Genomic DNA, 13,197 nt, shown 5'->3' with positions numbered 1-13,197 from the left:
CAACATGGCCATTCAAGCGGTTTTATTCGATCTGGACGGCACTCTGCTGGAGACCGTTCCCGACCTCGCGGCCGCCGTCAACGCGATGCTGCGCGAAATGGGTCGACCCGAAATCAGTCAAAAACAAGTGGGCGTCTATGTGGGCAAAGGCGCAGAAAGTCTGGTGCGTCGTGCCCTTTCCGGCGCGATGGACGGGCAGGTGGACGCCGACCTTTTTCGCCAGGCCATGGCTTTGTGGAACCAGCACTACGAGCTGCTGAACGGCTACAAGGCCCACTGTTTTGACGGAGTTCGAGAGGGGCTGGACATGCTGCAAAATGCGGGCTTCAAGCTGGCAGTCGTGACCAACAAGCCCGAGCGGTACACCTTGCCCTTGCTCAAGCGCACCGAGCTTTTGCCCTATTTTGAAGTGGTGGTGGGTGGCGACACCTGCGCGCGCAAAAAGCCCGACCCCATGCCCATCGAATTCGCCTGCCAACAATTGGGTGTCAATCCTGATGAGGCCTTGATGATCGGCGATTCGGTCAACGATGCCCTGTCCGCTCAAGCGGCAGGGGTTTCCTGTTGGCTTTTGCCATACGGCTACAACGAGGGGAATGACATTCACAGCACCCCCTGTGACGCGTATGTGCAAACCATCGAAGAAGCAGCCAACCTGCTGCTCACCGAACAAGGAACCACGGCATGATGACCGAAAACGAATTCAACAGCTATGTCAGTCAGGGTTACAACCGCATCCCGCTGATCGCCAACTGCTATGCAGATCTTGACACGCCCCTGTCGGTGTATTTCAAGCTCGCCAACACCCGCAACACCTTCCTGCTCGAATCCGTTATTGGTGGCGAGCGTTCAGGCCGTTACTCATTCATCGGCCTGCCTTCGGACACCACTGTTGAGGTGTTTGAAAACACCTTACGCGTGCTGAAAACCGATGAGCAGGGTCAACCGCAAGTGCTCGAACAGTTTGAAGGCAATCCGCTGAACTTCATTGAGCAGTACCACGCCCGGTTCAAGGTGCCAGATCTTCCGGGCGTTCCGCGGTTTTTCGGCGGTCTGGCCGGTTACTTTGGGTACGACACGGTTCGCTACATCGAAAACCGACTGGAGGCCACTCGAAAGGCCGACGATCTCGGCATTCCCGACATTTTGCTGATGCTGACCGAGCGCCTGGCGGTGGTGGACAACATCAAGGGCACCATTCAGCTGATCGTGTTTGTGGACCCTGCCGAAGCAGGTGCGTACTCCAAAGGGCGTCAAGTCCTCAAAAGCCTGATGTACAAACTGCGCGAGTCGGTCAATATTCCCTTGTCGGTGCCTACCCGGGTCACTGGCATAGAGCGTTCCATCACCAAAGACGCTTTCGTCGATGTGGTCAATCAGGCCAAAGAGTACATTGCCGCTGGCGACGTCATGCAAGTGGTGCTCGGGCAACGTCTCAGCAAACCCTTCCCCGAAGACGCGCTGACCCTGTACCGCGCACTGCGTTCGCTGAACCCATCTCCCTACCTGTTTTTCTACAATTTCGGCAATTTCCAGGTGGTGGGCTCTTCACCTGAAATCCTGGTTCGCCAGGATGTGCAGGCCGACAGCGACGCGCCGCTGGTCACCTTGCGTCCCATCGCCGGTACGCGCCCTCGCGGCAAAACCCCGCAAGAAGACTCTGCTTTGGCCGATGAGCTGCTGGCTGACCCCAAAGAAATTGCCGAACATGTCATGTTGATCGACCTTGCTCGCAACGACATCGGCCGCATTGCACAAACCGGATCAGTCAAGGTCACTGAAAAAATGATCATCGAGCGGTATTCGCACGTCATGCACATCGTGAGCAACGTGCAAGGCGATTTGAAGCCGGGCCTGGGCGCCATGGATGTACTTCGCGCCACCTTCCCGGCAGGCACGTTGTCTGGGGCACCCAAGGTGCGGGCCATGGAAATCATCGACGAGCTGGAGCCCACCAAACGCGGTGTTTACGGTGGGGCCTGCGGCTACCTCAGCTTCACCGGCACCATGGACGTGGCCATTGCCATCCGCTCCGGCGTGGTGAAAGACGGCATGCTGTATGTGCAGGCTGGGGCAGGGGTTGTGGCCGATTCAGTGCCTGAAAGTGAATGGCTTGAAACCGAAAACAAGGCCCGCGCAGTCATGCGCGCTGCAGAGCTGGTCCAGTCTGGCCTTGATGGTGAACTGATTTAGTTGGAGGCTCAGTTTATTTATGCGTTTATTGCATTACATAGAAATTGAGAATTTCAAACGCTTCGGAGATATGCAGCGTATTGAGTTAGATCATCCTGCTGTGCTAATTGGCCCCAATAATTGCGGTAAGACTAGCGCGATTCAAGCGTTAGCCCTATGGTCACAAGCAGTTCGAACTTGGTTCGATGTGCGAAAGGATTCTTCAGCTAAAGATCGAACCGCCACTTCAATGAACCGTCTTAATATAGTCGCTGTACCGGTTACTCGAACGCGTTTCTATTGGCACAACACCAACGTAAGGAAGGGTAATAAAGACATCCCCATGATTCTTACGGTCGCTGTAGAGCATAAAGGTCGCATTCGCCCGGTGTCGATGCGTTTCCGAAGCCAAGGTGATGAACTTGTGTACTGTACTCCCGATGAGTCCCTTATGGGAGATTTGGAACTAATAGAATTTGCAGCCGGTATAAAAGTAGAGTTGCTGTATCCCATGTCTGGATTGGATACGGAGGAACCAATTCTACAGCCAGGACGCGTAGATGTGCTTCTTGGTCAGGGTCGTACGGCAGACGTATTACGTAATTTGTGTTTGAACGTGCTCAAATCGTCCTTAGACGATTGGAAACGTGTAGTTAAGTTGATGCAAAGACTATTTAGTGTAAGTTTGGGCTCACCTGAAGAGACGAGCCGCGGCAGCATCACATTGAGTTTTAAACAGCCCGGTGTGAAAGAGGCGCTTGATATTTCTTCTGCTGGGCGTGGAATGCTGCAAATGTTGTTAGTTTTTGCATATCTGTATTCTCACAAGGGAAGCGTATTGCTCGTTGATGAACCCGATGCGCATCTGGAGATTTTGAGACAGAAACAAGTCTATGTCTTACTTCGTGACATAGCCAGTGAGAATGGCTCTCAGGTGGTCATGGTCACTCATTCCGAAGTGATACTAGACGAAGCCCTCGATACCAATCTTACTTTGTTGCTTGAGGGGCGATCAGATGATCTGGCGAAGAAACAAGCAATTAGAAATAGTCTAAAACACTTTGGCGCCGATCATTATATAAAGGCTAGGGAACGAGGCTACGTTTTGTACGTGGAAGGGGGAACAGATGTTGACATGCTGCGTGGCTTGGCCGAATTGCTGCAACATCCAGTAGCCAACATATGGGATGAGCGAATCAACAGTTTCTATGTTCAAAACAATTATCCAAGACAGGATTTTGAAGCTGAACTAGAGCGTGTAGAGGGGGGGTTTGGTCTGACTCCCGCCGACCATTTCACCGGATTGCGAAATCTTCTTCCCAATTTAGAAGGCTTGGCAATTCTAGATAATGATGGTCAAAATCGAGTTGACCGAGACTTAGGTTCGCTTCGAATTCGATATTGGCGTAGATATGAAGCGGAGAATTATTTCATTACTCCCGAACTGCTGCGTTCCTATGCATATGAGAAGTATCCGCTCGACGATTTATTTGCTCATGAAGCGAGGTTCGCGATTGATGAAGCGATGGCAGAGGCTTTGCGTGACGAGATATTTGGTGGCAGCCAATCGAATTTCAATACATGGATTTCGTCGTCGCCGGAAGCAGCAGCTTTGATCTGGGAGGCAACTACTGAGCGCAAAAAGCTTAGTACCTTTGCAGAGTCTTTTTTCCGAAGATTGGCAAGAAAAATTGGGGGTAGCTTGCTGCTTACCAAAGGGGAGCTACATCGCTTGATTTCGCGAGCAACTTTGCAGCCACATGCGGTTGAAGAAATAAACGAGAAGCTCGATTGTCTGCAGTATTTATTTGAAAAAGCACGTGTGCATAACGAGTTTAATTGGTGATTTTTTCTGCTGGAAGTGGTGTTATAAATAATACAGGTTGTCATATTGGTTGGCAGTATATGATTAATAAACAATTAAATTCGTTATTTTCGACGGTATACGTCTCAACCTGCAATTTTATATTTAACCTCGATCTAAGTTAGAACAGGGTTTTTACAATTGAATACCTTCTTTAAAGTTTTTTGTTCGATGAAATTATATAAGGTACAGTAGGTGTGACATGCTTTTAATGATCGACAACTACGACAGTTTTACCTACAACCTCGTGCAGTACTTCGGCGAACTGGGTCAAGACGTGCATGTGGTCCGCAACGACGCACTCATTGTTGAGCAGGCTCTGGCTTTGAATCCGTCTGCCATTTGTGTGTCGCCTGGGCCCTGTTCACCCAGCCAGGCCGGAATATCCATTGATCTCATCAAGGCTGCTGCAGGCAAAGTGCCGCTTTTGGGTGTGTGCCTCGGCCATCAGGCCATTGGTGAGGCTTTCGGTGGCAAAGTGGTTCGCGCCAAAACCATCATGCACGGCAAAACATCGCCGGTGCGTCACACCAACGTCGGCGTGTTTGAGGGGCTGCCCAATCCGCTGACCTGCATTCGTTATCACTCGCTGGCCATTGAGCGCGAAAGCCTGCCCGATTGCCTGGAGGTCACCGCCGAAACGGCAGACGGCGAAATCATGGGCGTGCGCCACAAAACCCTGGACGTCGAGGGCGTGCAATTCCATCCAGAATCCATTTTGTCTGATCGGGGCCACGACCTGCTGCGCAATTTTCTGCGCCGCGTGCGCTCGGGGGCGGTGGCTTAGCATGTCATATCCCGATTACACCAAAGTACTCAGCCACTTGCTGGCTGGGCTTGATCTTGATCATTCAACCGCCAAGTCCGTGTTTCAGGCGTTGCTGTCCGGCAACCTCACACCGACACAAATCGCGGGGTTGGTGGTGGCTTTGCGCATGAAGGGCGAAACACCCACTGAAGTGGCTTCAGCCGCTGAAGTCATGCGTGAACTTGTTACCCCGGTTGAGTTGCCCGATGACATGCCCTTGGTCGACCTGTGCGGCACCGGGGGGGATGGCGCGCACACCTTCAACATTTCCACGGCCAGCATGTTCGTGCTGGCTGGTGCGGGTGTCAAAGTGGCCAAACACGGTGGCCGAAGCGTGTCGTCCAATTCCGGCAGTGCCGACGTACTTGAATTGCTGGGCATCAACATCAACCTGAATGCCACGCAGGTCGCCCAAGCCATACACACCGTGGGCATGGGCTTCATGTTTGCACCCAATCACCACAGCGCCATGCGATTCGCAGCCCCAGTCCGCAAAGAACTGGGCGTACGCACCCTGTTTAACAACCTGGGGCCGCTGACCAACCCGGCTGGGGCGCGCCATCAAGTCATGGGCGTGTACAGCATGGAACTGCTGGAATTGCAGGCTGAGGTGCTTAAAAAGCTGGGCTCTCACCATGCACTCATCGTGCACGGCTCCAACGGCATGGATGAACTCTGCATGGAATGTGAGTCACACATCGCCGAACTTCGTGAGGGTGAAATCAGCCGTTACAGCATCCTGCCGGAATCGGTGGGTCTCAGGCAGGCCTCGCACGCTCCGTTGGGCGCCCGCTCTGTGCAAGAATCCAAAGACAAAATCATGATGGCCCTGAAAGGCGAGGGTGGCGTGATTGCCGACATCGTATTGCTGAATGCGGCCGCTGGCATGTATGCAGCAGATCAAGCCGACAGCCTCAAGCAAGGGGTTGAAAAGGCCCGCGAGAGTGTGGCCACAGGCAGTGCCCTGCGCAAACTCCAGGAGTACCAGGAGTTCACCCAATCCATCGCCGCAAAGGTTTAAATTCATGAGCGACATTCTTCAAAAGATCATTCAAACCAAGCGCGAAGAAATTGCCCAAGGCAAACAGCTGTTCTCGGAAGTGCAGTGGTTAACCAAGGCTGCCCGGCTTGAGCCTGCCCGGGGTTTTGCCCGCGCCATGAAATCGGCTGTGGCAGCAGGCAAGCCAGCAGTCATTGCAGAGGTCAAGCGCGCCAGCCCCAGCAAAGGCATTCTGCGTGATCCCTTTGACCCGGAAGCCATTGCCAAAAGTTACGCCGAACATGGCGCGACTTGCCTGTCTGTGTTGACCGACATTCAGTATTTCAAAGGCGCACCGCATTACCTTGATCTGGCACGCAAGGCCAGCGGTTTACCGGCCATTCGCAAAGACTTCATCATCGACACCTATCAGGTGGTTCAGGCTCGCGCTTTGGGTGCTGATGCCATTCTGCTTATCGTGTCTGCACTGGATTTGACTCAGATCAAAGAGTTGGAGCAGTGCGCCAATGAATTGGGCATGGATGTTTTGGTGGAAGTGCACGACGCCGCCGAAATGGACATCGCCCTGGAATTAAAGACGGACCTCATTGGCGTGAACAATCGCAACTTGCGCACCTTTGAAACGTCATTGCAGACCACCCTGGACCTGAAAAACAGGGTAGATGGTGAGCGTCTGCTGGTGACTGAAAGTGGCATTGCCACGCGTGAGGACGTGCAATTGATGCGCAGCCATGGCGTGCATGCCTTTTTGGTGGGTGAAGCCTTCATGCGAGCGCCTTCCCCGGGTCAGGCGCTTCAAGATCTGTTCGGCTGAATCAGCGATTCATTCAAACCCAATCAGGCGTGATCTTTCCAGGGGGCCAGCAGCGATTGCTGGTCTCTGTGGTCCGCTTCACTGATCGTCCAGCTTTTGGCTTGGGGTTCTGCAAACGTCAGTTTGAATTTCAGCAACCGTTCGGCCCGAAATCCCAACAGCTCCACCTGCTCACCCGGTTTGGCACGCGCCAGCAACCGTTTGTAAGTGGTCTCGGTCAATTTGCGATCGCCTGCGGCCACCAACACGTCTCCTGCCGAAACACCTGCGCTGTGCGCTGCGCCGCCGTTGTACACCTGCTTGACCTTGCAGCCTTGCTCAGTAAACTGACCCACCAAGCCCATGCTCACCGCATCCTGTTCATACTCGGGTTTCAGGGTGTAGCCAAAAACGCTCAGGCAGTCATGCAGCGGCAGTTCTTCCGTGGTTTGGGTAAAGCGCCGTAATTCATCAGACAAATCCAGCCCAGTGGCGGCTTCAATCAAGTTGGCCATGCCCGCTTCAGGCACCCCTTCACCAGTCAGTCCGTGCTTTCGCCACATCAGGCGCATTACATCGTCCAATGATTTGGGTGAATCGTGCTGGGTTCTTTCTCGAATCAAGGCATCCAGGCAAAACGCCACCAGCGCGCCCTTGGTGTAATAACTCACAATCGCGTTCGGCGCGTTCTCGTCCTGGCGGTAATACTTGGTCCACGCCTCGAAAGAACTCTCGGCCACCGTTTGCACCAAGCGGCCCGGTCCTTTGTACACTTGGGCGATCGTTTTTCCCAAGGCTTTCAAATAGGCCTTTTCATCCAGTTGGCCAACGCGCGCCAAAATAAGATCGTCGTAATACGAGGTAAAACCTTCAAACACCCACAGTAAACGGGTGTAGCTTTCCGCCTCCAGCCGATAGGGCACAAATGCGGCTGGCTTCATGCGCTTCACGTTCCAGTTGTGAAAGTATTCGTGACTGCACAAACCCATAAAAGTGTCATAACCCTCCGGTGCTTTTGGTACACCCACCTGCGGCAGGTCTGCACGTGAGCACACCAGGGCCGTGCTGTTGCGGTGCTCCAGCCCGCCATACCCATTGTCGGTGGCATGCAGCATAAACCAGTAGTGCTCAAACGGGGCTTTGCCCGTCTCTGGTTCAAACAGATCAATTTGAGCCTCGCACACGGGTTTCAGGTCCCGGCAGATCCTGGCAATGTCCAGGTCCTCGTCTGCCCCGTACACTGCAAAATAGTGCGGTACACCCCGTGCCTCGAAAAAGCCGGTCTGTAATTGCCCTGCTTCAAAGGGGTGGTCAATCAAGGCATCGTAATGATCAGCTTTGAATGAAATGTCTCCACCGGCTTTCAACAGCCCGATGCTCGCTGGTTCGCCATCGGCACGATCAAGGCCACAGGCGACCTGCCAGTCCGCCGAGCCAAAGGATTGGTGGTCTGTGGCGCGCCCGTGTCTGCGTTTCACTTGCAAGTGGACTGGCAGTTCTTCCATGCCCTCTGGCACCAGGAAAAGGCTGGTGCCATTGAAAAAGGCGTGACTTTCATCCAGATGCGCGCCTCGCACCGACAAATCCCAGGCGTAGACTCGCCAATGACATTCCACTTGAATCGGCTCGCCAGCAGATGACGTCCTGCCTGTCAGATTCAGCGCCCATTCGTCTTTCCGACGCTTCACGACCTGGCAGGCCATGCCGTTGGCACGGGCAGTCACCTCCAGCACGTTTTTCGAAAACTCACGGATCAAGTAGCTGCCCGGGATCCAGGTTGGCAGGCGCAAAACCGCCGCATTTTGAGCAACAAAGCGAAGTGACACGTCAAAGTAATGGCCCTGTGGGTCATTGATTTCAACACAGTAATTCAGTTGGCCAGGTGCAAAATGGGCGGCGTCTTTCATCGAATCTTCACCACCACGCGGCCTGTGTTGGTGCCGTTCATCAATTTGGCGGCCTCGTGCGCGGCCTCAGTCAGGCTCACGGTGCGTGAAAGCGAACCCAGTTTGTTCATGTCCAGGTCGGTGGCCAGTCTCGCCCAGGCTTCTTTGCGAATGGCCAACGGCGCCATCACCGAATCAATGCCTTTCAAGGTGACACCTCGCAAAATGAACGGCGCCACGGAAGAGGGGAAGTCCATGCCCTGCGCCAAGCCACAAGCCGTCACGGTGCCCGCGTACTTGGTTTGTGCGCAGGCGTTGGCCAGCGTGTGCGATCCCACTGAATCAACCACGCCTGCCCAGCGTTCCCGCTGCAGCGGCTTGCCCGGCTCAGAAAGCACCTTTCTGTCCAACACTTCGTTTGCGCCCAGCGACTTCAGAAATTCAACCTGATCTGGTTTTCCACTGGTTGCAACCACCGTGTACCCCAGTTTGCTCAACAGGCAGACCGCAATGCTGCCGACCCCCCCCGTTGCACCGGTTACCAAAATCTCACCATCGGAAGGCTTGACCCCCGACTTTTCGAGGCCCAACACGCTGAGCATGGCGGTGTAGCCCGCAGTTCCAATGGCCATGGCCTGTGCAGCAGTCAGCCCGGCAGGCTTGTGAATCAGCCATTCGCTTTTGAGCTTTGCCTTTTCAGCCAGGCAGCCCCAATGGGTTTCGCCCACGCCAAAGCCGTTCAAAATGACTTCGTCACCGGGCTGAAACGCCGAATTCTGGCTTTCTATGACACGCCCGGCGCCATCAATTCCTGCAACCATGGGCCATTGGCGCACCACGGGGGATTTGTTGCAAATGGCCAAGCCGTCCTTGTAGTTCAGCGTGGAATAATCCACTTCCACCAGTACATCGCCCGATTCAGGCAGTCGGCTTTCTTCTATGTCCGTCACGGCAGCAGAAAATTCACCCGCTTCATTTTTTTGTAGCAACAAGCCCTTAAACATCATCTCTCCATTTTCTGTAAGGTCTGTAATCCTGAAAGACTACACCATTTAAATGGCCCAGGCGGTCACCAAAAGCCCCAGCGTAGCCAGTGCCGATAAGCGGGTGCGCAGCTTCAGATAGTCCTCAAAGCCCTTCATCGGCCCCAAAATACGATGGTCGATCACACCAACCAGTGCCACGGTGGCTGCCAACAACCACAATGCATAGCCATCAGGCGCAAATGCCACAATTACCCATGCCAACAAAGAGGGCACCACACCCCAACCAAACGCCAACATCTCAAATTTCTCATCGCTGAGTCCAGCCCGGTAACTGGCTTCCGGTTGGGCCGCCTGAGCAATTGCGATACCCCAGTGCACTGCGCCTAAAAACGACAGAATGCAGGCGCCATAAATCAAGTTGTAACCACCGTACAAATCAGCCATGGGGGTGTGATAAAACCAGGCAGCAATGCCGGCCAGGCCCAAAAAGGGAATCAGGCCCGCATAGCCCAGCAGCTCCATCCAGCGTGTTTTCAGTCTTCCAGTCATCATGTCGTCGCAGTGTCAATCAAGTCGTCCAGTGATCCAGCCATGTCGCAAGCCTTGCGGTAAAACTTCGAAAAGCTGGTTTGCAGCATTTTAGGTTCCGGCAACAGCAAATCGGGCGGGTTTTGTCTGATTCTCAGGCGCGTGTGCAAATCGCAGTAGACCGGGTGCGCCGTCCAGTCAATCTCAACCGAACTTGGCACCAGTGCTTCGTTTTGCAATGCCATCCGCAAGTTTTGCAGATTGTCTGAGTCCAGAATCACAATCGTATCGCAACAGCGGGCCATGGCTTGTAGTACAAAGGCCCAGCGCTTTTCGCTCCACGGGAATTTGCTGTGAAACTGCGGTGCAATCACGCCCAGGTGATAAGTGCCAACCCTCTTTTCTCTCAGTGCCCAGGGGTGCACCAGCTTCAAAGCTTTTCCTGCCCATTTTTTGCACCACTCCGCATCGACTTTGCGGGTACCCATTAAATTCAGCAAATCTTTGTCCATTGGCCACGATTGCAAGCCCGGCCCTTCGCCGACCTCTTGCACCTCGTTACTGACCGATCTTCCCACTGGCTGCAGTGTTTTGCTTGACCGTGCAATGTCCTCCAGGTCGTCGTAGCTGGTGTCAATGACGCTGCCTTTGCAGGCCAACTCCGGGGCGTACTTTTGAACGTTTTCTGCGTTAAAAAGATAGGGCTTGTGGCTGAAGGTGCCCGCCACCCACTGCCAACTCAAATGATTCGAAGCCAGGTCTCCATCCAGCAGGTACCCGTACATCCAGTCGGCACCGCTTCGCCAGCTCACCTTGCGCAAGTGCACCAGATACGAAGCCACCCACATGCGGGCGTGGTTGTGCAGGTAACCCGTTTCATAAAGCGATCTCACCGCCCAGTCGATGGGCTTGACACCCGTCTGGCCGTGAAGAAAATCCGCAGGTAGCTCCCTGGCGTACTTGCCTGGCCACACGCCTGGGCGCATGTCACGTAAAATATTGTCGCCCACCTGCCGATGGACGTGCTGAAAAAACTCGCGCCAACCCAGCTCGAAAATCAGTTTGTCCTCAAGGCCAATTCCCTCGGTTTTCCAACCGTGTTCGGCCACCTCTTTCAGGCTCAGCATGCCATGGGTAATCCAGGGCGACAACTTGGTTACCTTGCCATTCAGAAAGTTGCGCGTCTTGCCGTAGGTTGAGGGCTTAACACCACGCAGCTTGCTCAGGGCAGCGTCACGGCTGGGTTCAAACTGTCCCAGATCAATCATTTATTTCACCAGCGGACGGGTGTTTCTAAAGCCACCATCTACGTTCAGGATTGTGCCTGTGGTGCGGGATGCCTGGTCGGACAGCAGCCAATGCATGGCCTGCGCAACCTCTCCGGGGGTGTTGACGCCTTGCAGCGGGTATTGTTTGGCGCTTGCCGCGCGCATGACCTCGCTCTTCAAAAAGGCCGACGCAATGGGGCTGTCTGTCAAACCCGGTGCAACCACGTTAACTCGAATGCCGTCCGGGGCGTAGGTGTTGGCTGCCGATTTGGCCAAGCCTTCAATGCCCGCCTTGGCCGCCGCAATCGCTTCGTGATTGGCCACGCCGATTCCTGTTGCGCATGTAGACACCAGCACTGCGCTGCCTGCTGATTTCCGTTCCCTGCATCCATTGACGAATGCTCTCAAGCCATACACGGCCGACATCAAGTTCAAATTCAAAACATCCTGAAACTGGGCGTCACTGGTGCGATGCAAGGGGGCAACCAATATAGAGCCCACGCAGTGTGCGTAAGCGTCGGCATGAAACCCCGCGTTGTCCGCCTCCGCGAAGCCGGCTTTGACCGATTCCGGATCGGTCGCCTCCACCTGGATCAAGCACACATTGCCCTTCGAGCCATACAGTTCCTGAAGCTTTTCCATGTTTCGGCCTGCAGCAACAACCTTGTTGCCCGCTTGCAACTCAAGATGAATCAGAGATTGGGCGATGGCACTGGTCGCACCCATAACAAATACAGTACTGGACATGTTCGAACTCCGTTTGTACAACAAAGCGCCATTTTGTCCTAGACAAAACAGAATGTCACGCACTGCCTCTGCTTCTAGCGCGTCTACTGTGGTGAATGCAGGTAGTATTTAGAGCGCAATTCTGCAAACAGGAGACAGCATTTAAAATGACTTACGAAACCATCCTCGTAGAAACCATAGGTCGTGTCGGGCTTGTGACGCTCAATCGCCCCCAGGTTCTGAACGCCTTGAACGACCAGCTCATGACCGAGCTGGGAACCGCTCTGACCGCTTTTGATGCGGATGAAAACATCGGTGCAATGGTCGTGACCGGCAGCGACAAGGCCTTCGCCGCGGGTGCCGACATCGCAGCCATGGCCAATTACTCCTATATGGATGTTTATAAAGGGGAGTACATCACCCGCAACTGGGAAACGATTCGTCAGGTGCGCAAACCCGTGATTGCAGCTGTCAGGGGCTTTGCCTTGGGCGGTGGCTGTGAATTGGCCATGATGTGCGATTTCATCATTTGTTCCGACACTGCCAAATTCGGTCAACCCGAAATCAAGCTTGGCATCATTCCCGGCGCTGGCGGAACGCAGCGTCTGCCCAGGGCGATCAGCAAAGCAAAGGCGATGGATCTTTGCTTGACCGGCCGAATGATGGATGCGTCAGAGGCAGAACGGGCAGGTTTGGTGTCACGCGTGGTCGCGCCTGAACAATGTCTGCAAGAAGCCATTGATGCAGCCACGGTGATTGCCTCGTATTCGATTCCCTCCGTCATGATGGCCAAAGAGAGCGTTTCCCGCGCTTACGAAGGGCCTTTGTCCGAGGGCATGCTGTTTGAACGGCGCATGTTCCACAGTTTATTTGGCACCGAAGATCAAAAAGAGGGCATGAAGGCCTTTTTGGAGAAGCGAAAACCCGATTTCAAAAACAAATGATCACGAAAAAATCAAAAATCTGAAAAAAATTTGAAATTTTTTGCGGTGCATTCGAACCCCTGTAAGGCAGGCAATTTTTCCTGTCAGATCAGGGGCTTGTTTTTGGTGGGTGTGTTGTGAAAGGGGTTCGTAATTTGGCTTTCAGCAAAATTCTTGCAACTTTCTTCGCAAAAGTGTTTGACAGGTTTAAAAAGGATGTGCATAATCTCGTTTCTCTGCTGC

The 13,197-nt window shown here is 53.8% G+C and carries 12 protein-coding genes; 7 read left to right on the top strand and 5 right to left on the bottom strand.

Annotated elements, in window-relative coordinates; genetic code table 11:
• The first annotated feature begins 4 nt into the window (after window positions 1-4).
• The 6 genes from QQJ87_RS12100 (at window position 5) to trpC (ending at window position 6,658) form a co-directional block, all read left to right on the top strand.
• Window positions 5-688 (top strand): phosphoglycolate phosphatase, encoded by a 684-nt coding sequence (locus QQJ87_RS12100; RefSeq protein WP_284282029.1) that lies wholly within the window; start codon window positions 5-7, stop codon window positions 686-688.
• Window positions 688-2,193, top strand: coding sequence for an anthranilate synthase component I (trpE, locus tag QQJ87_RS12095; protein ID WP_284282220.1), 1,506 nt, complete (start codon window positions 688-690; stop codon window positions 2,191-2,193). Before QQJ87_RS12100 ends, trpE begins: the two co-directional genes overlap by 1 nt.
• Window positions 2,194-2,212: 19 nt before the next feature.
• On the top strand, window positions 2,213-4,018 hold the full coding sequence (locus QQJ87_RS12090; protein WP_284282028.1) for an AAA family ATPase: 1,806 nt from the start codon (window positions 2,213-2,215) through the stop codon (window positions 4,016-4,018).
• A gap of 220 nt (window positions 4,019-4,238) precedes the next feature.
• Window positions 4,239-4,823, top strand: a complete 585-nt coding sequence (locus QQJ87_RS12085; protein ID WP_284282026.1) for an aminodeoxychorismate/anthranilate synthase component II — start codon at window positions 4,239-4,241, stop codon at window positions 4,821-4,823.
• A gap of 1 nt (window position 4,824) precedes the next feature.
• Window positions 4,825-5,865: an anthranilate phosphoribosyltransferase gene (gene trpD, locus QQJ87_RS12080; protein ID WP_284282025.1), complete on the top strand. Its 1,041-nt coding sequence runs from the start codon at window positions 4,825-4,827 to the stop codon at window positions 5,863-5,865.
• Between the two features lie 4 nt (window positions 5,866-5,869).
• Window positions 5,870-6,658, top strand: a complete 789-nt coding sequence (gene trpC, locus QQJ87_RS12075) for an indole-3-glycerol phosphate synthase TrpC (RefSeq protein WP_284282024.1) — start codon at window positions 5,870-5,872, stop codon at window positions 6,656-6,658.
• A 23-nt stretch (window positions 6,659-6,681) separates the two neighbouring features.
• Here the strand turns inward: trpC and QQJ87_RS12070 are convergent, their stop codons facing one another.
• The 5 genes from QQJ87_RS12070 to QQJ87_RS12050 are packed head-to-tail and all read right to left on the bottom strand — an operon-like array spanning window position 6,682 to window position 12,052.
• A complete protein-coding gene (locus tag QQJ87_RS12070) occupies window positions 6,682-8,544 on the bottom strand; it encodes a M61 family metallopeptidase (RefSeq protein ID WP_284282023.1) in 1,863 nt (620 codons plus the stop codon).
• Window positions 8,541-9,530, bottom strand: a complete 990-nt coding sequence (acuI, locus tag QQJ87_RS12065; RefSeq protein ID WP_284282022.1) for an acrylyl-CoA reductase (NADPH) — start codon at window positions 9,528-9,530, stop codon at window positions 8,541-8,543. Before acuI ends, QQJ87_RS12070 begins: the two co-directional genes overlap by 4 nt.
• Before the next feature lie 45 nt (window positions 9,531-9,575).
• Complete coding sequence (locus QQJ87_RS12060; RefSeq protein ID WP_284282020.1) at window positions 9,576-10,061, bottom strand: DUF3429 domain-containing protein; 486 nt, start codon at window positions 10,059-10,061, stop codon at window positions 9,576-9,578.
• Window positions 10,058-11,305, bottom strand: a complete 1,248-nt coding sequence (locus QQJ87_RS12055) for an FAD-binding domain-containing protein (RefSeq protein WP_284282019.1) — start codon at window positions 11,303-11,305, stop codon at window positions 10,058-10,060. Before QQJ87_RS12055 ends, QQJ87_RS12060 begins: the two co-directional genes overlap by 4 nt.
• Window positions 11,306-12,052 carry an SDR family NAD(P)-dependent oxidoreductase gene (locus QQJ87_RS12050; RefSeq protein ID WP_284282018.1) on the bottom strand — a complete coding sequence of 249 codons (747 nt, stop codon included), beginning with the start codon at window positions 12,050-12,052 and terminating at the stop codon, window positions 11,306-11,308.
• Window positions 12,053-12,198: 146 nt separating this feature from the next.
• On the opposite strand from QQJ87_RS12050, the gene QQJ87_RS12045 reads away from it, so the two are divergent.
• A complete protein-coding gene (locus QQJ87_RS12045) occupies window positions 12,199-12,975 on the top strand; it encodes an enoyl-CoA hydratase (RefSeq protein WP_284282017.1) in 777 nt (258 codons plus the stop codon).
• Window positions 12,976-13,197: the final 222 nt, after the last annotated feature.

Source organism: Limnobacter litoralis (genome assembly GCF_030160455.1).
Taxonomy (GTDB): domain Bacteria; phylum Pseudomonadota; class Gammaproteobacteria; order Burkholderiales; family Burkholderiaceae_B; genus Limnobacter; species Limnobacter litoralis.
The sequence above is the reverse complement of the archived record's forward strand: the minus strand, read 5'-3'. Positions and strand labels throughout refer to the sequence as shown.

What these genes read in the sequence shown, in the direction of transcription:
- QQJ87_RS12100 (WP_284282029.1), top strand. Translation starts at nt 5, where the DNA reads ATGGCCATTCAAGCGGTTTTATTCGATCTGGACGGCACTCTGCTGGAG.
- trpE (WP_284282220.1), top strand. Translation starts at nt 688, where the DNA reads ATGACCGAAAACGAATTCAACAGCTATGTCAGTCAGGGTTACAACCGC.
- QQJ87_RS12090 (WP_284282028.1), top strand. Translation starts at nt 2,213, where the DNA reads ATGCGTTTATTGCATTACATAGAAATTGAGAATTTCAAACGCTTCGGA.
- QQJ87_RS12085 (WP_284282026.1), top strand. Translation starts at nt 4,239, where the DNA reads ATGCTTTTAATGATCGACAACTACGACAGTTTTACCTACAACCTCGTG.
- trpD (WP_284282025.1), top strand. Translation starts at nt 4,825, where the DNA reads ATGTCATATCCCGATTACACCAAAGTACTCAGCCACTTGCTGGCTGGG.
- trpC (WP_284282024.1), top strand. Translation starts at nt 5,870, where the DNA reads ATGAGCGACATTCTTCAAAAGATCATTCAAACCAAGCGCGAAGAAATT.
- QQJ87_RS12070 (WP_284282023.1), bottom strand. Translation starts at nt 8,544, where the DNA reads ATGAAAGACGCCGCCCATTTTGCACCTGGCCAACTGAATTACTGTGTT.
- acuI (WP_284282022.1), bottom strand. Translation starts at nt 9,530, where the DNA reads ATGATGTTTAAGGGCTTGTTGCTACAAAAAAATGAAGCGGGTGAATTT.
- QQJ87_RS12060 (WP_284282020.1), bottom strand. Translation starts at nt 10,061, where the DNA reads ATGATGACTGGAAGACTGAAAACACGCTGGATGGAGCTGCTGGGCTAT.
- QQJ87_RS12055 (WP_284282019.1), bottom strand. Translation starts at nt 11,305, where the DNA reads ATGATTGATCTGGGACAGTTTGAACCCAGCCGTGACGCTGCCCTGAGC.
- QQJ87_RS12050 (WP_284282018.1), bottom strand. Translation starts at nt 12,052, where the DNA reads ATGTCCAGTACTGTATTTGTTATGGGTGCGACCAGTGCCATCGCCCAA.
- QQJ87_RS12045 (WP_284282017.1), top strand. Translation starts at nt 12,199, where the DNA reads ATGACTTACGAAACCATCCTCGTAGAAACCATAGGTCGTGTCGGGCTT.